This window comes from Lysinibacillus sp. NPDC093210 (assembly GCF_044753985.1).
Lineage (GTDB): Bacteria > Bacillota > Bacilli > Bacillales_A > Planococcaceae > Lysinibacillus.
The window spans coordinates 653022-671175 of the sequence record NZ_JBIVOE010000001.1 but is presented as its reverse complement, the minus strand read 5'-3'; the positions used below and the strand labels follow the sequence as shown (position 1 = coordinate 671175).

20 protein-coding genes are annotated in these 18154 nt (G+C 34.4%); 6 read left to right on the top strand and 14 right to left on the bottom strand.

Annotated elements, in window-relative coordinates; all coding sequences use genetic code 11:
* Window positions 1-78 precede the first annotated feature (78 nt).
* Window positions 79-1128, top strand: a complete 1050-nt coding sequence (locus ACIP9C_RS03290; protein WP_401008583.1) for an Rpn family recombination-promoting nuclease/putative transposase — start codon at window positions 79-81, stop codon at window positions 1126-1128.
* A gap of 56 nt (window positions 1129-1184) precedes the next feature.
* Here the strand turns inward: ACIP9C_RS03290 and ACIP9C_RS03285 are convergent, their stop codons facing one another.
* From ACIP9C_RS03285 to ACIP9C_RS03265, 5 genes are all read right to left on the bottom strand, one after another.
* The gene (locus tag ACIP9C_RS03285) at window positions 1185-1886 is read right to left on the bottom strand and encodes an ABC transporter permease (protein ID WP_401008581.1); all 702 of its coding nucleotides are present in this window, start codon (window positions 1884-1886) and stop codon (window positions 1185-1187) included.
* Window positions 1887-1902: 16 nt separating this feature from the next.
* On the bottom strand, window positions 1903-2781 hold the full coding sequence (locus ACIP9C_RS03280) for an ABC transporter ATP-binding protein (RefSeq protein ID WP_401008579.1): 879 nt from the start codon (window positions 2779-2781) through the stop codon (window positions 1903-1905).
* A 175-nt stretch (window positions 2782-2956) separates the two neighbouring features.
* Window positions 2957-3973 carry an ABC transporter permease gene (locus ACIP9C_RS03275; RefSeq protein ID WP_401008577.1) on the bottom strand — a complete coding sequence of 339 codons (1017 nt, stop codon included), beginning with the start codon at window positions 3971-3973 and terminating at the stop codon, window positions 2957-2959.
* Window positions 3970-4698, bottom strand: a complete 729-nt coding sequence (locus ACIP9C_RS03270; RefSeq protein ID WP_401008575.1) for an ABC transporter ATP-binding protein — start codon at window positions 4696-4698, stop codon at window positions 3970-3972. The genes ACIP9C_RS03275 and ACIP9C_RS03270 overlap by 4 nt, the downstream gene beginning before the upstream one ends.
* Before the next feature lie 57 nt (window positions 4699-4755).
* Complete coding sequence (locus ACIP9C_RS03265) at window positions 4756-5652, bottom strand: hypothetical protein (protein ID WP_401008573.1); 897 nt, start codon at window positions 5650-5652, stop codon at window positions 4756-4758.
* Between the two features lie 296 nt (window positions 5653-5948).
* Between ACIP9C_RS03265 and ACIP9C_RS03260 the strand changes: the two genes are divergently transcribed.
* Window positions 5949-6425 carry an NUDIX domain-containing protein gene (locus ACIP9C_RS03260; protein ID WP_401008571.1) on the top strand — a complete coding sequence of 159 codons (477 nt, stop codon included), beginning with the start codon at window positions 5949-5951 and terminating at the stop codon, window positions 6423-6425.
* A gap of 4 nt (window positions 6426-6429) precedes the next feature.
* Here ACIP9C_RS03260 and ACIP9C_RS03255 read toward each other — a convergent pair whose 3' ends face one another.
* Window positions 6430-6741: a hypothetical protein gene (locus tag ACIP9C_RS03255; protein ID WP_401008569.1), complete on the bottom strand. Its 312-nt coding sequence runs from the start codon at window positions 6739-6741 to the stop codon at window positions 6430-6432.
* A gap of 193 nt (window positions 6742-6934) precedes the next feature.
* Complete coding sequence (locus ACIP9C_RS03250; RefSeq protein WP_401008567.1) at window positions 6935-7816, bottom strand: LysR family transcriptional regulator; 882 nt, start codon at window positions 7814-7816, stop codon at window positions 6935-6937.
* A 105-nt stretch (window positions 7817-7921) separates the two neighbouring features.
* Between ACIP9C_RS03250 and ACIP9C_RS03245 the strand changes: the two genes are divergently transcribed.
* Window positions 7922-9109 (top strand): YbfB/YjiJ family MFS transporter, encoded by a 1188-nt coding sequence (locus ACIP9C_RS03245; protein WP_401008565.1) that lies wholly within the window; start codon window positions 7922-7924, stop codon window positions 9107-9109.
* A gap of 44 nt (window positions 9110-9153) precedes the next feature.
* On the opposite strand, the gene ACIP9C_RS03240 is transcribed toward ACIP9C_RS03245, so the two are convergent.
* The 5 genes from ACIP9C_RS03240 to ACIP9C_RS03220 form a co-directional block, all read right to left on the bottom strand.
* Window positions 9154-10014 carry a YitT family protein gene (locus ACIP9C_RS03240; protein ID WP_139859914.1) on the bottom strand — a complete coding sequence of 287 codons (861 nt, stop codon included), beginning with the start codon at window positions 10012-10014 and terminating at the stop codon, window positions 9154-9156.
* Window positions 10015-10071: 57 nt separating this feature from the next.
* Window positions 10072-10608, bottom strand: a complete 537-nt coding sequence (locus ACIP9C_RS03235) for a helix-turn-helix domain-containing protein (RefSeq protein ID WP_401008562.1) — start codon at window positions 10606-10608, stop codon at window positions 10072-10074.
* A 425-nt stretch (window positions 10609-11033) separates the two neighbouring features.
* Window positions 11034-11207, bottom strand: coding sequence for a hypothetical protein (locus tag ACIP9C_RS03230; protein WP_401009183.1), 174 nt, complete (start codon window positions 11205-11207; stop codon window positions 11034-11036).
* Window positions 11191-12618 (bottom strand): recombinase family protein, encoded by a 1428-nt coding sequence (locus ACIP9C_RS03225; RefSeq protein ID WP_401008560.1) that lies wholly within the window; start codon window positions 12616-12618, stop codon window positions 11191-11193. Before ACIP9C_RS03225 ends, ACIP9C_RS03230 begins: the two co-directional genes overlap by 17 nt.
* Before the next feature lie 335 nt (window positions 12619-12953).
* The gene (locus ACIP9C_RS03220) at window positions 12954-13559 is read right to left on the bottom strand and encodes a hypothetical protein (RefSeq protein ID WP_401008558.1); all 606 of its coding nucleotides are present in this window, start codon (window positions 13557-13559) and stop codon (window positions 12954-12956) included.
* A gap of 268 nt (window positions 13560-13827) precedes the next feature.
* Between ACIP9C_RS03220 and ACIP9C_RS03215 the strand changes: the two genes are divergently transcribed.
* Entirely contained in the window at window positions 13828-13977 is a 150-nt protein-coding gene (locus ACIP9C_RS03215) for a hypothetical protein (protein WP_173478347.1), read from the top strand.
* Between the two features lie 171 nt (window positions 13978-14148).
* Here ACIP9C_RS03215 and ACIP9C_RS03210 read toward each other — a convergent pair whose 3' ends face one another.
* Window positions 14149-14805: a CatB-related O-acetyltransferase gene (locus ACIP9C_RS03210; RefSeq protein WP_401008555.1), complete on the bottom strand. Its 657-nt coding sequence runs from the start codon at window positions 14803-14805 to the stop codon at window positions 14149-14151.
* Window positions 14806-15183: 378 nt separating this feature from the next.
* Between ACIP9C_RS03210 and ACIP9C_RS03205 the strand changes: the two genes are divergently transcribed.
* Window positions 15184-15924, top strand: a complete 741-nt coding sequence (locus tag ACIP9C_RS03205) for a hypothetical protein (RefSeq protein ID WP_401008553.1) — start codon at window positions 15184-15186, stop codon at window positions 15922-15924.
* 323 nt (window positions 15925-16247) lie between these two features.
* On the opposite strand, the gene ACIP9C_RS03200 is transcribed toward ACIP9C_RS03205, so the two are convergent.
* Complete coding sequence (locus ACIP9C_RS03200) at window positions 16248-16805, bottom strand: Ltp family lipoprotein (RefSeq protein ID WP_401009170.1); 558 nt, start codon at window positions 16803-16805, stop codon at window positions 16248-16250.
* 399 nt (window positions 16806-17204) lie between these two features.
* On the opposite strand from ACIP9C_RS03200, the gene ACIP9C_RS03195 reads away from it, so the two are divergent.
* Entirely contained in the window at window positions 17205-17939 is a 735-nt protein-coding gene (locus tag ACIP9C_RS03195) for a hypothetical protein (RefSeq protein WP_401008551.1), read from the top strand.
* Window positions 17940-18154 lie beyond the last annotated feature (215 nt).

Below are 18154 nucleotides of genomic sequence, written 5' to 3'. Positions count from 1 at the left end.
GACGAAATATTCACTAAATCATTTTTTCCTAAATCGACAAAATGTTATAATTGAGGTAAATCAATTGGAGTGATGCGAATGAGTGTAAAGACTTTACGTAAAATCCCACTTGAGAGATTTGTAGATTTAAAGGTAGATTATGCTTTTAAACAATTTTTTGGCACTGAGCAGAATAAAAACATTACTGTCGCTTTCCTAAATGCTATTTTAAATCTAACTGGCCGCGACGCTATTAATGAGATTTCTTTTATGAGGCAAGAATTTGGGAGCGAGCATGTAGATGATAAGCAATCACGTTTGGATATTTTAGTTAAAACACAAGATGATTTATTTATAAATGTTGAAATTCAACTAACAAATCAATACGATATGATGAAACGAACACTGTATTATTGGTCAAGAATTTATACGTCTCAGCTTCGTAAAGGGATGGGTTACCATAAACTACGACGGACAATTACTATCAATATTTGTAATTTTAGTTTATTTGAACAAACAGATAATTACCATTCTATTTTCCAGCTTTACGACAATTTAGAGAAGTTTAAAATGGATGATGTGCTCGAAATCCATTTTATCGACATGAATAAATTTATAAAGCAATGGTATGCAAAGCAATTAGATTCATGGGAAAATTTACTTGCTAGATGGCTAATGCTACTGGGAATGGTTGATGGACGCAAAGAGAAAGTTTATGAAGAAATTTATTTGGAATTGGAGGAGCTCGCTATGAAAGATGAGGAGTTATTCAATGCTTTTAATGTTTGGCAAGATTTAAGTCAATCCCCTGAAGATTATTATGCCTATCAATCTCGTTTGAAATATATCCTTGATGAAGCGGCGAAGCTAGAAGATACAAAATATATAGCTGAGCAAGAAGGGCTTTTAAAAGGATTAGAACGAGGGATAGAACAAGGCATAGAACAAGGAATAGAACAGGGTTTAGAACAGGGGATAGAACAGGGTTTAGAACAAGGTTTAGAACAGGGCATCAAACATGGAGAAAAAAAGATGCAGACAGAGATTGCATTGAAATTATTAAAAAGAAACACCGATCTTGAAACAATCTCAGAATTAACAGAGCTAACAGTTTCTGAAATTGATCAGCTAAAAGAATTACTCGATTAATATTTTAGGTGCCAGGCACTCACAATTTTCAGAATTGTTTGGGTGCCTGGCACTTCTTACATTTTCTTTTTACGATTTAAAATACAGAAGTATAACCAGATTACTAGCAAGCTATAAATAAAAATCCAAATAAATTGCCAATAAAAAACAGCAGGAATGGCTTGGAGACCGTCATCAGCACTCATCATTTCTAAAGAAAGTTGGACAGGAGGGAATAGCCATATAAGACCCTTTAACTCATTTTTCAAGGAGGCAATAGCTATTGAAATGATTAGGATACTAAGAACACCCCACCAAGAATTTTGTTTGTTTTTAACTAGTTCTCTTGTGAAAAGGGCAGAGAGTGCAATAGCAAGAATCGATAAAGAAAAGTGAGCTAGAAAGCCCAATATTATATGTAGAGTTTTTGGTTTCTCACCAAAGGCATCTATCACAATAGGGTACAATACTGACACCCAGCTGAGACAAAATCCAATCGCAATACTAATCAAGTAAAGCGCCCTAAAATACGCTTTTTGCCCTTTAGAATGCAAAATTGTAATTACTTTTTGTCCTTCGTCCTCCGCATGAAATATTGTTACTGTAAACCAACCCATCAATAAAAAAAGAAAAGTTGACGTAAACGAATAACTATCCAATATTGGATTTGGCACAAATGCATAATTGACTACCATACACAAAATGAAAATAAAAAAGGGGGGGATATATTTATAAGTTCTTAGATAATTAATCAATTGATAATGCAATAAACTAATCATTTCACTAGTAAGCCTCCTAGAAATGGTTGTAAAATTGGTCCTTTTTATGATTTAGAGGGAAGAGCTGTTTAATGGTAGCCTTGCGCTGGAGTAATGCCAGTAAGATCTTATCTGTATTCTCTTGACTAACAGTTACGGTTACCTCTTGATTTCCATTATTAATTGTGCGCATTTGTTTGATTTGGATAAGGGGAAGGAAATCTTCAAGCGACCATTGACTGGGATACTCAAAAACTAATTGATTGCTTGGAATAGCGGTTTTTGTTAATGCCTCCATTTGCATTACATGGCCACCTTGAATGAATAAGACCCGATCCACAAGATTATCTAATAATTTTGTTTCATGACAAGTTAAAATGATACTGTAGCCGTTTTCTTTTAAGGACAAAAGGGTATTTTCTAATTCATTTTGGGCGCGAGGATCAAGTCCAGATAGGGGTTCATCCAAGATGAGAAGATGTGTTTCTTCAAGCATCGCCTGCATGATCATCATTTTTTGCTTCATACCTTTTGAAAAATTAATCATACTTGTGGTACGCGCTTCTTGCATATTAAAAATCTCGAGTAAGTCAGTTATTTTTTGTAGTAATGCATTTTTTTGTATGCCACTAATTTTACCCATATGAAAAAGATACTCTTCTGGTGTAAAAAATAGATGAGAAGGAATGACTTCGGGTACGTAACCAATTTTTAAAGATTGTACATGTTTGTTCACTTCACCGATATCTGGATCCACTAAGCCCCCAATAATTTTGAGTAGCGTACTTTTTCCTGAACCATTTTTCCCTACAAGTGCCACAATTTCTTTAGTATAAATGGAGAATGAAATGTTGTCTAAAACTTTCTTAGCTTTATATTGTTTAGAAATGTTTTGTATTTCCATTATCGTATTCATTCGTACACACCTTTTTTGTTAGTGATAAACCTATAAAGTCTTATAAGAATATTATAAATTAAAATGCCGTGAATTGCTTTTATAATATGGATCATTTTTCTATTTTTGTAGAATAATACTTGAGTAAAAAATAAAAGCTCTGCCAATGATTTTGCGTGCAGAACTTTTTAGAAAGCTATAATGAACGATATTTTTTTAAGCTAATAATATTTAACATAATAAAGACAATAGCAAAGCAAGCTAGAATCACTAAATTTACTACAATTTCATTAAAGGAATATCCTTTGTACATAACGCCATTTAATGCATCAGCTGCATAATACAATGGCATGATGTGACCAATGCTTTGTAACCATTCCACCATATTGTCAAGTGGGAAAATACCAGAAAAAAATACTTGTGGCACAATAACTATTGGTATAAATTGCATCATTTGAAACTCTGATGCAGCGAAGCTAGATAAAAGTGCGCCTAATGATAATGATACAAGTGCAATTAAAATATTAATAAGGAACACGAGCCAAATAGAACCAACATGGACGATACCGAGGATATAAATTCCAAATAGGACAATAATAATTGTCTGCATAAAGGCAAACAATCCGTAACCAATCAGATAACCTGCGACAATTTCTGAACGTTTAATTGGAGTTGCTAATAATCGCTCTAGTGTTCCTGAAGTGCGTTCCTTTAATAAGGCAATACCAGTAATTAAAAAAACAAAAAAGAAAACAAAGAAGCCGATAAGCATTGGGCTGAAAATATCAAAAATAGCCGTATCTTTGTCACCATATACATAGTCGGTTGTAATCGTCATATTAGAAGCTTGCTCAGGTTGTAATGCTTGTGACAATTTTATCTTAACGGCTTTAGCAGTAGTAGGATCATCATTTAATAAGTTGAGCTTTATTTGATTGTTGTGAAGTGCTAACCAACCATCATATTTATGTTCCTTTAGTTTGGCTATAGTAAAATCATTGTTTTCTATAATTTCAAAATCCACAGTATCCAGTTTTTCAATAAGCTCTGTAGGAATATTTGAGACAACAAGTGTTATAACTGGCTCATTACTATTAAATATAAAATACATTAATGAAAGCACGAGGAGGGGGGCAAGAAATAGCAGTGCAAGTGTACGTTTATCGCGTCGCATTTGCTGAATTATTCTTGAAATTAATGCGCCAATTCTCATAGTATAGTACCCCCAGCTTTTAAAAACACTTCATCAAAATCTTTTGCTTTATATTTTGTTTTCAACTCTAGCGGTGTACCTTGTGCTAGAATGTGGCCGCTACGTAGTATGGCTAATTGATCACAGCGTTCAGCCTCGTCCATTGCATGTGTAGTCACTAAAATAGTTTTATGTTCTTGCTCTTTTAGACGAATAAGCTCCTGCCAAATTTCTTGTTTCAATACAGGATCAATCCCGACTGTAGGTTCATCCAAAATTAATAGCTTTGGATTTTGAATAAGGGCAATTGCCAGTGATAACCTCCTTTTCATCCCCCCTGAATAATTCATTACTTTATTATTTAATTCGTCAGTTAAACGAACAAGATTTGCAGCGTACGCTACGCGATCAAGCCGTTCTTTTTTTGATAATCGATAAAGTTTTGCAAAAAAATGTAGATTTTCGGCACCTGTTAAATCTGTATAAAGAGCATCAGATTGCGCCATGTACCCTATATCCATTAACAATTGCTTGTGGGGAACGGTGTACTCAAATACATGAATAGTACCATTATCAGGCTGTAGCATTCCCATTATTAATTTTATCAATGTCGTTTTCCCACAACCAGAAGGACCAAGTAAGCCAATTAACTGACCTGTTGGAATGTCGAAGGAAAGTGGTGCAATGACTTGTTTATGATGAAAACGTTTTTCGACAGCTTTTAAAATAATCGCATATTCTTTCAAAAAAAACCAACTCCTTTGAGGTGCCTGACACACAAACAATTCAGAATTGTTTGTGTGTCAGGCACCGTAATACGTATTGAGTGCTGCTTCCAAGCGTTCTTCTAAATGCTGGGAAATATAACTGAAAACAAACTGCTCTTTTTCCATTTCAATTTGTGAGGACCTAAAAATTTTTGCGAAAAATCCAGCTTTATTCTCTAGTGAAAATTGTTGCAGTGCTTCGGTGCGTAGTGTTGAAACGATTTCATTTTCAATATGGCGTTCACGGATTTTTTTTACGATATCCTTTACGCTACCTTCTTGTAACTCTAGCATTTGCTTTTGGAGATTTTCATTTATATGTTTCAGTTCATTTGTTTCATTTTGGATGTCTTCGATTTTGCGGCTCGATTCGGAAGAAAGAACATTTTGAGCTAAAAAATCTTCGTTAATCGTAATGTGCAATGTGCCTTGCTTTTCATTAGGTTCCATATGAAATAAACCGGTTTGTATCATTTGCTGTAGGACACTTCCTAAAACATCGACTTTATGGGCTAAATCATCTGATGAAGCAAGAGTGGTAGCAGTAATTTGATGTTTAATTTGCTGACCGCTATCGTCAATTCCTAGAAGAAGTTTTAAGCCCTTTACACGGTATTCGTCCTTTAAAAGTAGTATCATACGAAGTCGTAAAATGGCAGGGAGGTCCAACCGAATATTCGTGATTTGATGATTAGAGGCGCTATCAAAAATATACTGGTCAAAAGGTTTAATGTAGTAACGTAGCATAGCATCCGTTATTTCAAACCAACCTGCAACTTCTGAAATACTATAATATTTTTTTTCATGGATGTGTGTTAAATAGGCATCACCATAAAGTGTATCTTCTAATGGTGTATGTTGTAGAACGACAAACAATGGATCATGCTGCACAATTCCGAGTACTAATTCTTTTGCATCACTTATTTCAATCATTTCTTCTACACCCCACTTTATTTTTCATTTGCTAAATTTTGCATTATCTCTCTATTAGGTTTCTATTCTTTTTAAGCCAATTGTATGCATATTTAGAGAAGGATAATTTAATGTTTCTCAAAATGATTGTAATTTGATGAAATCCAAAACGCTTTTTCAAAATTAAATAGAAGACTTTTTGCTACTATTTAGCTAACGAAAAGTAGATTGCTGAGTAAGCGGGATTTGTGAAAGGGTATAGAAAGGAAATATAACGATATTTATTAAAAAATAAATATACAAAGCGGGGGAGATACATGCAGACTTTTATTGTTGACTGGGATGGAGGCAAAGTAAAATTAACTTGGATGCCTCGAATGAAATTAACTAATTCATTAATTGTGACAAGTGTTCATGCCGTGTGTATGAAAGATGGGAAGGTATTGTTAGCTCATATAAAACATCGTGGTTTTAATTATCCAGGTGGTCACGTAGAAACGGGGGAGAACATAGAAGAAGCTATACTTCGTGAGTCCTATGAAGAGGGATATATAAAGGGAACAATCCAATACATAGGTTCAATCGAAGTGAGCCATAAAGAAAATCCATCGTTTAATTCAAAAGGTAAATATCCTGTCATTGGTTACCAGGCATTTTTTAGAATGGATGTTCTTGAATGCTTACCTTTTCTCCGAGAACATGAATCGTGTACTCGAATTTGGGTTGAACTATCTGAAGTACCATTTGTAATTAATGACCATGAACTTTCAAAATTAACTTACTCGATGCAGTAAATGATTACTTAGGGAATAGTGGGTGTATGGAAACCATGTGATTACACAGTAACTGGTCAGTGAGCATATCATGCATTTCAGCAAATATAGTTTTATCCTTAATTAAAATTTGCATTTCAGTGTACTTATATTGACATTGGAATTCTCGAATATATTGAGTAATAATTGGCAAATTGTCGTTGTTTTTAATTTCAACCTCCACAAAAAAGGGCAATGTTAATTGCGGTGGTGAAAAACAACCACGGCGAATCCAAATCGCTTCATTTACATAATAACGGATTGGCAATTGGCGATCACTAGCTATAAATAAGTCCATTTAGTTCTCCTTCATAACGTAAATTCAAAATGTTTCATCACTATATTTAGTATAGCTTTTTCTGCTTTGCTTGTCGTGAAAGAGCCTTGGGAAATGATTTCGTTTAGCTAAGACCGCATTATGTTTGTAAAGAAGCTTAGCCTATTGAAAATAAAAGTTGCATCTCTTACTTATCGGTCTTTAAAGGCAATTTTTACAGCTGTCTAAGCTGTTGGTACGCTCCAATCGAATCAATGAAATATGTTAGTGCAGGTGGTTGAAAATCATCCTGACGATAAATGAACCAAGTAGGGATTTGTGTTTGCTTTGTTGCCAATACATGAATGGCGAGAGGTTGCGTAGCCAAATATTTTTCTGCGATTGCACGTGGCAGGAGAGTTACCCCAAGTCCGGCAGCTACACAGCCTATAATTCCATCAAGTGTTCCAAACTCCATTCTTTTCTGTGGTTGCACACCGTCTTCATGTAACCAATGTTCTAAAATAGACCGATAAGAGCAGCCGTGGCGGAAAGTAATAAGTGTGCAATTTTCTATATCGCGCAATTTTTCAATTCGTTTATGCGCGTTTGACGAAATGATAACAAGCTCCTCATTAATAAATTCCTTTGCTAAAATATGCTCTTTATAAACAGGCCCTGTAACAAATGCACCGTCCAGCTCATAATTTTCTAATCGTTTAATATTCTCCGTCGATGTACTCGTTAAGATTGTTAACTCTATCTGTGCATATGACTTATGAAAATTAGTTAAGAGTGTTGGTAAATGTAGAGCAGCAGTAGTTTCCATTGAACCAATACGCAAAATACCTTTTTGTTCTCCCGTATCATGGAGCATTTCAAAGGATTTATCATACAGATGTAACATTTTTAATAAGATTTCATAAAATTGTTCTCCTTTAGGTGTCAAACGAATCCCACGATGCCCACGATAAAAAAATGTTACATTATATAATTCTTCTAGATTTTGTATTTTCATTGAAATATTAGATTGTGAGTAATTGAGTTCTGCGGCTGCTTTAGAAAAACTCCCTGCTTGTACGACTGTCCTAAAAATAAATAAATCATTAAAATTCAAGATATTCCCTCCAGCTATCAATTTATTTGATATCTATTATAAATAATCCGCTCTATTTGTGATACCAAAATATTCGTTATAGTGAATGTGAGAGGGAGGGGAAATATGAACAAGCAAACAATTCATTATTTAATAGGGGGAGTATTTGCATTCATCGTTGCAATGGGCATTAGTCGTTTTTCGTATACGGTCATTTTACCGTACATGCAAGAAGCTTTTGCATTTAGTCGAGCGACTGCAGGTTTTTTAGCTACGAGCAACTATGTAGGCTATTTTGTAGGTGCAATTATTGTTGGGCGTCTACAAATACAAAAGAAACGGATTCCCTTCTTACAACTAGCTTTAGTTATGAGTATTGTAACAACTGGTTTAATGGGGTGCACTGAGGCGATTTCTGTTTGGTATGTGCTTCGGTTTATTTCTGGTATTATGAGTGCCTTTATTTTTGTTGTTGCTGCAAGTCTAGTGCTTGATCAATTAGCTAATAGCAGGAAATCACACTTATCAGGTATTTTTTATAGTGGTGTGGGGATAGGTATTGCATTAAGTGCTTTAATTGTATCACCAATACATGCTTTATTTAACTGGTATGGCACTTGGATTGCCTTAGCGTTTTTTAGTAGTATCTTACTAATATTTATTGTATTTTTTATAAAGCCGATTATACCTAACACACAACAGGAACCTAGTGAAGCTACTGTAATACGGACATCCCTACCGACAAGTTGGATAAAATGGCTAGTACTTGCCTATAGTCTAGAAGGGCTCGGCTATATTATTACTGGAACTTTCATTGTATCCATCGCAAAAGAATCAACAAGCTTTCAGGGCGATGCAGTCTTTGTATGGTTTGTCGTTGGGATTGCAGCCATTCCATCTTGTTTTATTTGGTCAAAACTCGCACAGCGTTGGGGTTATGTCATGACATTATTTATAGCTATGTTATTGCAGTCATTAGGGATTGTGTTACCAGCATTGTCCACTAACACTTTTACAATTTATACAAGTGCTTTTATATTCGGTGCGACATTTATGGGGATTACAACGGTTGCAACTACTTTAGCAAAGCAGATTGTCCCTTTAAATAGTCATAAAATATTAGGTGTTTTAACAGCAGGCTATGCACTAGGGCAATTGCTTGGACCTTCACTAGCAGGAATATTGGCCAACTATACAAACAGTTATCAATATGCGCTAATAGGTGCATCTGCTGTTGTACTAGTAGGAGCAATCTGTCTAATAAACGGAATAAAATATGAAAAAAATAATAGCGAACTCCAACAAATACGGTAAATAAAAAGAAGTAAGCAAGTAATGATACTTGCTTACTTCTAGTATTAGTGAATATCACGTTTTTTGAAATTACCACCGCGAACTTCTGAAACATCAGAAATAACAACAAAAGCACCGCTATCAATATCTTTAATAATTGTCACAAGCTTATTTTCTTCCATACGGTTAATAACACAGTTTAAAATTTCAGTTGGTTCGTTTGAAAATCCGCCACGCCCTTGTGTATAAGTAACACCACGTCCTAAACGAGCTTGAATGGCATCACCAATTTCCTCAGATTTTGCACTGACAACACGTACATCTTTTGATTTTTCTAAACCTACTTGAATAATATCAATAACGTTTTTCGCAATATAGTACGTTAAAGCTGAATATAATGCACTTTCTAATCCGAAAATAAAGCTTGCCCCTAAGAAAATAAAGGCATTAATAAATAATATAATATCTCCGACTGAAAACGGAATTTTACGTGATAATAGTACGGCTAACACTTCAGAGCCATCTAATGCACCACCGTTTCGTAAGACAATTCCTATTCCAATTCCAAGTAACATACCACCTGATAAGACAATTAATAAAGGATCGTTTGGACCTAAAATTGTTTTAACATCATGTAATAGAACTGTGGAAATCGATAAAGCCGCTATCCCAGTACTACTCATTAATGCAAAAGTTTTTCCTACTTGTTTGTAGCCAATATAAATAAATGGGATATTAAGTACAAAGAGTAGCACCCCTAACGGAATTCCGAATAAATGGGCACCCATAATACTAATACCTGTTACGCCACCATCAATGACATTGTTCGGTATTAATACCGCTTCAAGTCCATATGCTGCGATGACTGCGCCTATAATAATCATGATAAATTTTCTTATATTTTCAACTGACTTGCCTTTTTTCATAAATCTTCTCCATTTCTTTACAATTTAAATCCAGTGATCGTACCTAAAAATTGTTACTTAAGATTTTGGAATAATATTTAATGCGATCGTTTTTGTTTCCGTTTTATTGCTTGAATCGGACATATTATAGTATCTCGTTAATAAATCATTTAAATCATTTTGAAAGTTGTTAAACTGTTCCTTTGTTAAAGATAAGTCGAGTAATGAAAAAGTAGCTTGATCCTCGACGCAATCTTCTTCAAATAAGTTTAAGTAATTTTGATATTGAGACAGTAGTGCTAATTGATAGTAAGAAATATAGTTTAGCTTTTGCTTTTTCGTAAGCTTGGACCACTCCTCCGCATCTATTTTTGCTGCTCCCTCATTTAAAGCATAAAATTTTTCCGTGACAGAACGTACTTTGCGTTCTTTCACAATTTTAATAATGTTTTCATCCATTAATATTTGAATATGGCGATATAATGTAGCTTGCGGTACATCTTTAATTAAAGAAATCATCTCTAACGTACTTAAACCTTCTTCTGTATTATGCATCAGTGCCTGTAAAATTTTCATTCTTACAGGATGCATTAAAACCTCCGCTTTATTAAGCATTAATCGAGCCCCCTATCTGAAGAAAAGAGATGGTATCAATGGAAAAAATCAAATGTTATCAATGTGAGAACATTATCAAAAAATATAATATATTTTTAAACAGATGTACAGTAAAAAGCTAATGAAATTATTATATGAATATGATAATATTATTCATTTGTTAAGTAACAAGGCGATTTAGATGAAATCAATATTTTTTACTAAGGAGAATTATGTAAGGTGAATGGCTGTTGATTTCCGTTACGGGGATTTACCGTGAAGGCACACTGTAGACAGCAACGGTTACATGCGGTTGTTGCGGCTAATTCGGCACAGGGGGGTTGTAGCCCAATGCGCCAATTAACAGAATAAAAGGCATCAAGTTGAACCTTGACGCCTTGTGTCGAAAAACATATAATCAGTTTTTATTTTATTCTCAGATGAAATTAAATTAAAAATAACGCAACAATGGTCGTTACAAGAAGTCCTATCGCTACTGGCAATAAATTGCGCCGTGCAAGCTCAAATGGGCTTACGTTACAAATAGCAGCAGCGGGAATGAGCGCCCATGGTATAAGTGTACCGCCACCAATAAAAGACATATTATTTAGCTGCAACAATTATAATTTCTCTTGCTTGTTTACTGCTCGTATAATCATCCTTTGTATCAACAATAATTTGCTCGAAGATGGTGGTCATTAATTGTTTACGTTCGTAATCATCGGCATTCAACCATAGTGTATCAATATTGCGGATAACAGTCCGTATTTCAACATGTTGACGCTGATCCTGCTGCTGTAATTTTTTTAGCTTTGCTTGAATCTCTTTTTCTTTGTTACGGAGCTTTTCGCTTTCATGAATTAACTCATCAATCCCGATAACATCGTGCTCAAACATTGTCTTCTTTTTGTGTGAAAGTTTTTGAACAACGGATAATTCTTGTTGTAATGCGATGAGTTGTGCCATAGGAAATGTGGCATCGCCTTCATTACTTTGAAAATGTCCACCTACTAAGTCATCCCATTTTGCAAAGATGGATTGCACTAAATTGCTTTCTAAAATCATATGACTGGTACAAGCTTTTCCAGCTTTCTTTCCAGAACATCGATACGTTTTTTTCTTACCAGCTTTGTGACCCGACATCGCATGCCCACATCGTGCACATTTTAATAGCGAGGAAAAATAGTAATTGCTCGATTCTCGTTTCCCTCCTAAGGTTCTGCGTTTTTCTAACAAATCTTGTAGCTCCCAAAACTCATCGCGATCTATAATACGTTCATGATTGCCTTCAAATAGTACCCGTTCACGAGGAGGCTTTTTTATGTCTTTCGGATTAGAGCTAAACATTAAATAACCAGCGTATGTCGGATTATTGGCTATATCTCGAACACTATCGACATGCCATTGTCCGCCTTTTCGAGTGGGGATTCCTTTATTCGTTAATTGATGGGCAAGGGAGTAAAACCCTAACGATTTTGCTAACTTAAATATATCCTTCACAATTTGAGCCTCTGCTTCATCGATGACTAATTCACCATCTACTACTTGGTAGCCGAGGGGGGGCGTGCCACCTTTCCAGTGACCTAATTTCACTTTCTTTTCCATTCCAAAACGCACACGTTCTGCTGTATTTTCTCGCTCCCACTGTGCAATCGCAGCAACAAGTGTAATAAATAAACGTCCCATCGCATTCGTCGTATCGTAAACTTCTGTAGCGGATTTAAATTTACATTCGTATTGATCTAATTCAGCTAATATTGTATGAAGATCAGGGACAGAGCGAGTTAAGCGATCAAGCTTATATACAAGAAGGACATCAATACCGCCTTGCTGAATGCGCTCAATCATAGCCTGAAAATGTGGCCTATTTAAATCTTTAGCAGAATACCCATCATCGACGTAGGGCTCCTCAACGATTTCCCATCCTTGTGAAACACAATAAGCTTCCAATTTTTCAATTTGCGCAGCAATTGAAAACCCATGTTTAGCCTGTTCATCCGTGCTGACTCGAACATAGATGACGCATTTCATAAGTATTTCACTCCTTCTAAACTTCCTTTCTTTTATATATTTTGCTATCTATAGAAATAATACTTTTATATGTACATGGATGTTCGGATTTGGATAAAAATTTTCATCATTTTAAAGCAGATATGATTTTTGATGGCGGGAAGAGCCTGTTATATGTTCAGGCTCTAGCCTTTAATTAATTAACAGTTGTATGGTAATAGCACCAACTTCAGCCTTCAGCAAGCACGAAAAAAGGTTGGATTTTGCATTTTTATAATTGGGTAGTGGGTGTAATCAGGGAAGTGAGAGCAATGTGAAATTATAAATGTTAATAAAAAATGAAATGGATTAGCCGCTTAATTTCTCCAAATATTTTCGTATGTTTGTGCTTCCAGTTGAAGTGCTTGAAGAATTTTTGGGTTTGTTTGAGTAGCTACATGTAATTTAGCTGTTTTAACGTTTAACACAGCATATACAATAGTTGATGGGGTAGGGTCCTTGCATTGAGCTTCTGACATTAAAGTGAGGATTGGTTGAATGTTCCGTTCATTAATTTTTTCAGTGTTCCCTTTAAAAAACAATTTTATTAAGTGAGGGATGCCGTCAATAACTAAACCTAATTCGGGAGACGAACGAACAACTAAACCATTATTAGATGTCCACATTGATTTAGGTGGATCAAACCATTCGATTTCCTTGTTACGAGTAAATTTTTTAAATGCCTTTATTGCTTGGGTATAGGAATTAATTTTTCTCTCATGAACTTCAGACAGCAACGAATCTAAATTTTCTAGAGATTGATTTTTCTCATAGCATAATTTAATTCGTTCTCTTAATTGTTTCCAATGATCTTTTACTGGATGATAATCCCCTTGATTTTTAATTTCAGTAATTTTGTTCATTTTTGCTAACATTGTTTGCCTAACTGTAAAATCAATAAATTGTGTTAAACCGACAGACAATTTCTCCTTTTCCACTGTCGTTATTTTTAATCACTTCCTTTCTAAAATCATTTTAACAGAAAGTGAATCAAATGGAGATAGTAAATTGGATTTAGTTGGGATTCAATATTGCCTGGCAGTAATTACATCGGTGGAATTGTATGTTGTGGAGAAACAGCCCTAAAATGATTAAGAAAGAAGGAGCGCTTGGCATTTATCCAATTTGAAATTTGTCTTAACGAAAGTGACAAGCCTATTCGACATATTCTGATAAAAAAGGAGTGTGCGTATGAAGGCTGTAAAAATGACAGAAGAAAAGGTACGAAAGTTGTTGCCAATTATTGAAAGTATTCTGTCACGGGAATATGGCAGACAGGTAACGCTAAAGGATTTAACAGTAGGTGGCATTACGGTTTATAAAGACGATTGCGCGAAATAGCGCAGTCTAAAGATTTTTGGTACAAGTTATAAGGTATGTGAAATAATAGGGCTAACATGTGAGAAAGCATGGAATATAAAGCGCTGGAAAATGATGCTCTACAATACTAAATGGAAAAAATACATATCAATAAAAAAACTACATCCAAATTAGATGTAGTTTCAGTAGTTATTATATTTTTATTTCCTTTAAATAGAAATCATACAATTGATCGATGGAACCATTTGATAATAAAGGAATAGCCTTTTCAATTTTCTCTCGTTCCCAATCAAACCAACGCATTTCTAATAATTTATCTATTTCTAAATCTGAAAAACGTTTTCGTATTTCTTTAGCTGGATTTCCTCCGACAATCGTATAAGGCGGAACATCTTTTAATACAACAGAACCTGCAGCAATAATCGCACCCTCACCAATAGTAACCCCAGGCATTATCATTGCATTCATTCCAATCCAGGCATCACTTTTAATAACCGTATCTCCTTTTGGCTTATAAGAACGTTCTATTTGTTCCGTAAAAGGATACACTGTTATCCATTCTGAATGGTGATTATGATTACCACCCATTAAAATGATGACACCACTTGCAATACAAACGTAGTTTCCGATAATCAGTTTATCTAAATGCCAACCAAAATCATTAATAGGATTAAATAGTTCACGAGATTTATTGTCACCCCAAAGGTATCTGACACACCCGTCCTCAAAATTTTGATTTCCATAATAACCCGAGTAGTATGAATAGTCTCCAACTTCAATGAGTGGATTTGTCACTAAATCCTTAATATATTTAATTTCTGACCAATGATTATATTGTTGATTGTTCATTATGCTTACCTCGCTTCTAAGTAATTAGTTTAAATTTATTTACCTAGAAGCTTAATCGCACAGCGACGTTTTTAAGTTTTCTTAAACGACGTATCATCGTCCTCAACCTCTCACGTTTAATGAGGAAATAGTAACTTAAAATAATTATTGTGTCAATGAAAGGTATAGGTGAATACTATTTTCTTCTGTAGTCTTCTTCAAATATTACAACGTGAAATAGCGTTTAGAAAATTGACGAGAAGGGTAGATGGATAAAAATATATTGTGGAAAAACACGTTAATTTTGTTATTTTTTTGACATATTTCATTTCTGTTGATAAAATATTACGATATTAGTTTATGAAGAAATTAACATAAAGCTGTAAAGGGGGAAGAAGATTGAAAAAGTTATTTATTGTGTTATTAGCTTCATTTATAGTAGCAATCATTCATCCAACAAAATCAGAAGCAAAAGTAATGCATGATGGAGCAGAAGTTGTCAAAGGTCAAACAGGGAAAATGACTTTTACAAAGGACATCAAGGTATATAAGAAAAATCCAAACGGCACATTTGATTCGTTAGTAGTAAAGCGAAATAACTTCTTTAGAACATATGATATTGAAAAATATGATGGTAAAACATTTTATCAGATGGGGCAATATCGGGTACAAGCAACAGATTTAGTAGTGTTCAAAGAAGTCCCATTAAAAATTCGTGCTTCCTTCTATCAAAATCCATCGTATATTAATATAAATCGTGAGAATGGAAATTATGGAAGGTACTTTAGAAAAGAGCCCTCCTTGTCTATTTATTTTAAGGATACCCCAAATGGACAAATAGTGGAATATTGCGATGACATTAATGATGGGACTTACGATTCTTGTAGACGTTATCTTGGTACAGATCTTAAAATTGCTGACACGATACTAGGAGAAGAAAAGCGTTATGAGCTAATAGAAAATACAATAGGGAAACACGCTCCATTAAAAGAATCGCAACCAGATGTCATGTATGAAAAGGGAAGCATTTTGGTCACAGGTGGGTTAATGATTAACGGGTATGTATTAGTCTTTGTAACGGAAAAAGACTATTATGTTTGGCTACCTGATAATGTATTAAAGTTAGTCGGAGATAAATAAAGCTCTCTTTTAAATAACTTTAGGAGTAGCTTTAAAATAACCAAGATAGCTTAATCGTCATCTTGGTTATTACTTTTCTTTAATAAGTTTATGTTAGAAAATAAAATTTTTAATCCGATTATAAAATAAATAAACCCAAATGACTTTAATGTTATATTCATGGTTATGTCACTATCGGTTATGCTCATGAATAAATTGCCGAAGAAGACTAAAATAAGTCCAATTAATCCAGTAATATATCTCAATGATTCATCTCCTTATTACAAAAAGCCACTCGGGTGAGTGACTTGTATTGTGTCTTACACAGTTAGATGCGGTTGTGCTTATTCTAAATTATCAATAGCATATTGAGCTTCTTCTTTAGTGAATTTTTCCCCGTATTCTGATATTAATTGATCATAGATGGCAGAATTTGACATATTCATCATATCTGCGTATGATTTTGCTTTTTTCAATGCATTTTCTTTCCAATCAAATACAATATTATCTATAGCGTATTGAGCAGCATCCGCCGGGAAATTCTCCCCATATTCCGATGTTAATTGATCGTAAATCCCTGCCTTTGACATATGCATCGTTTTAGCATAGGACTCTGCTTTTTTTAACGCCGACTTATGCTCTCGTGGGACACTTTCCTCTTTAGCCTTAGCTTCTGCTTTAGCTTTGGCCTCTGCATCTGCTTTAGCTTGTGCATCTGCTTTCTCCTTTGCTTTTTGTTCTGCTAACGCTTTTTCCTCTGCTTCCTTCGCCTCACGTGCAGCTTTTTCTTCTGGCGTTTCTTCCACTTTCGCTACAGTTTCTACTTGTTTTTGTGTATCTTCTTTTTCTGTTATTTCAACGGGATCTGCTGTCATGCCAAAACCAATAAAGGATACAATCATTACTGCTACTGATATTCCGGTAAACTTAATTTGCTTTTTAGCTTTTGAAACATCCTTTTTAATAAATTGAACAATAGCCATAATTGCAAAAACTATAACAGCTAAAAAACTTAACATTGATACAATTAAAAATACATTATCCATGAATATATCCACGCTCCTTATTAACTATTTTATTGGTAAAATTGGAAAAAGTATATATAAAAATAAACAATTTTATATTATTAAAGCCTATTATTGATATTGGTTTTCAAATGTTTTTTAAAGATTGTGCAACGAAAAGCTGTGGGAAAATGAGTTAATTTTATTATATTTTTGACATTATTGTATTCTATTGATAAAATAATACGATATTAGTAGGTAAAGAAATTAACTACAAAATTGATGAGGAGGAGCATAATGAAAAAATTATTTATTGTTTTGCTAGCCACTTTTATTTTAGCGATAGTGAATCCAACAAAATCAGAGGCTATTAGGTTTGATGGAGCCGAGGTGCATAAAGACCAAACGGGGAAAATGACGTTTACAAAAGATATTAAAATTTATAAGAAAAATGAAGATGGTACTTTTGATTCGTTAGTGGTGAAGCGCAATAATTATTTTAAAACGTATGAAATTGAAAAATATGATGGTAAAACATTTTATCAAATGGGGCCATATCGTGTACAAGCAACAAATCTAGTAGTTTTTAAAGAGGTACCGATGAAAATTCGCGCATCTTTCTATGCAAATGTAACGTATATCAATATCAATCGTAATAGCGGAGAATATGGCAAACTCTTTACAGAATGGCGTGATACGTCAATCACAGATATGAATGGAGATCAAATGTTGAGATATTGCGAGGACACTGGAAAAGGCTTGAAGTGTGAAAAGCATTATCCTGGTTCAGATATGAAAGTTCTTGATACAAAATTTAAAAAAACAGGTGTTCGTTATGAAGTAACGGAAGACTCTGAAGCGAAAACCTATCCATTAGAAGGTTCTAAAACGAAAAAAGCAATGCCAAAAGGAAGTATGGTTTATTCAGTGAGTGATTCCATTAATGCTTTTCTATGTGTAAAAGAAGACCTAGAAGCAAAAGATGAACAATGTACTTGGCTTCCTATCGGTATATTAAAACCGATTTATTAACGTGCTTAATAGGAATGCATACTGTACAACAAATAAGCCCAGAACTTCAATGAGTCTGGGCTTTTTATTTTAATTTTTTTACTAGTTTAAGGCCATGTACGTTCTTGGTAGAGGCAAGTAAAGAAAATCCCTCCCATAGATGCTGCAATACCCACAGCCGGCTTGATCATTTCAAGCCGTTTTTTTATTTTATTCGAATTCTTTCCGTATTGCTT

Bases quoted from the DNA above. Each gene is read 5' to 3' on its own strand.
- ACIP9C_RS03290 (WP_401008583.1), top strand. From the start codon at position 79: ATGAGTGTAAAGACTTTACGTAAAATCCCACTTGAGAGATTTGTAGAT.
- ACIP9C_RS03285 (WP_401008581.1), bottom strand. From the start codon at position 1,886: ATGATTAGTTTATTGCATTATCAATTGATTAATTATCTAAGAACTTAT.
- ACIP9C_RS03280 (WP_401008579.1), bottom strand. From the start codon at position 2,781: ATGAATACGATAATGGAAATACAAAACATTTCTAAACAATATAAAGCT.
- ACIP9C_RS03275 (WP_401008577.1), bottom strand. From the start codon at position 3,973: ATGAGAATTGGCGCATTAATTTCAAGAATAATTCAGCAAATGCGACGC.
- ACIP9C_RS03265 (WP_401008573.1), bottom strand. From the start codon at position 5,652: ATGATTGAAATAAGTGATGCAAAAGAATTAGTACTCGGAATTGTGCAG.
- ACIP9C_RS03260 (WP_401008571.1), top strand. From the start codon at position 5,949: ATGCAGACTTTTATTGTTGACTGGGATGGAGGCAAAGTAAAATTAACT.
- ACIP9C_RS03255 (WP_401008569.1), bottom strand. From the start codon at position 6,741: ATGGACTTATTTATAGCTAGTGATCGCCAATTGCCAATCCGTTATTAT.
- ACIP9C_RS03245 (WP_401008565.1), top strand. From the start codon at position 7,922: ATGAACAAGCAAACAATTCATTATTTAATAGGGGGAGTATTTGCATTC.
- ACIP9C_RS03240 (WP_139859914.1), bottom strand. From the start codon at position 10,014: ATGAAAAAAGGCAAGTCAGTTGAAAATATAAGAAAATTTATCATGATT.
- ACIP9C_RS03235 (WP_401008562.1), bottom strand. From the start codon at position 10,608: ATGCTTAATAAAGCGGAGGTTTTAATGCATCCTGTAAGAATGAAAATT.
- ACIP9C_RS03225 (WP_401008560.1), bottom strand. From the start codon at position 12,618: ATGAAATGCGTCATCTATGTTCGAGTCAGCACGGATGAACAGGCTAAA.
- ACIP9C_RS03215 (WP_173478347.1), top strand. From the start codon at position 13,828: ATGAAGGCTGTAAAAATGACAGAAGAAAAGGTACGAAAGTTGTTGCCA.
- ACIP9C_RS03210 (WP_401008555.1), bottom strand. From the start codon at position 14,805: ATGAACAATCAACAATATAATCATTGGTCAGAAATTAAATATATTAAG.
- ACIP9C_RS03200 (WP_401009170.1), bottom strand. From the start codon at position 16,805: ATGATTGTATCCTTTATTGGTTTTGGCATGACAGCAGATCCCGTTGAA.
- ACIP9C_RS03195 (WP_401008551.1), top strand. From the start codon at position 17,205: ATGAAAAAATTATTTATTGTTTTGCTAGCCACTTTTATTTTAGCGATA.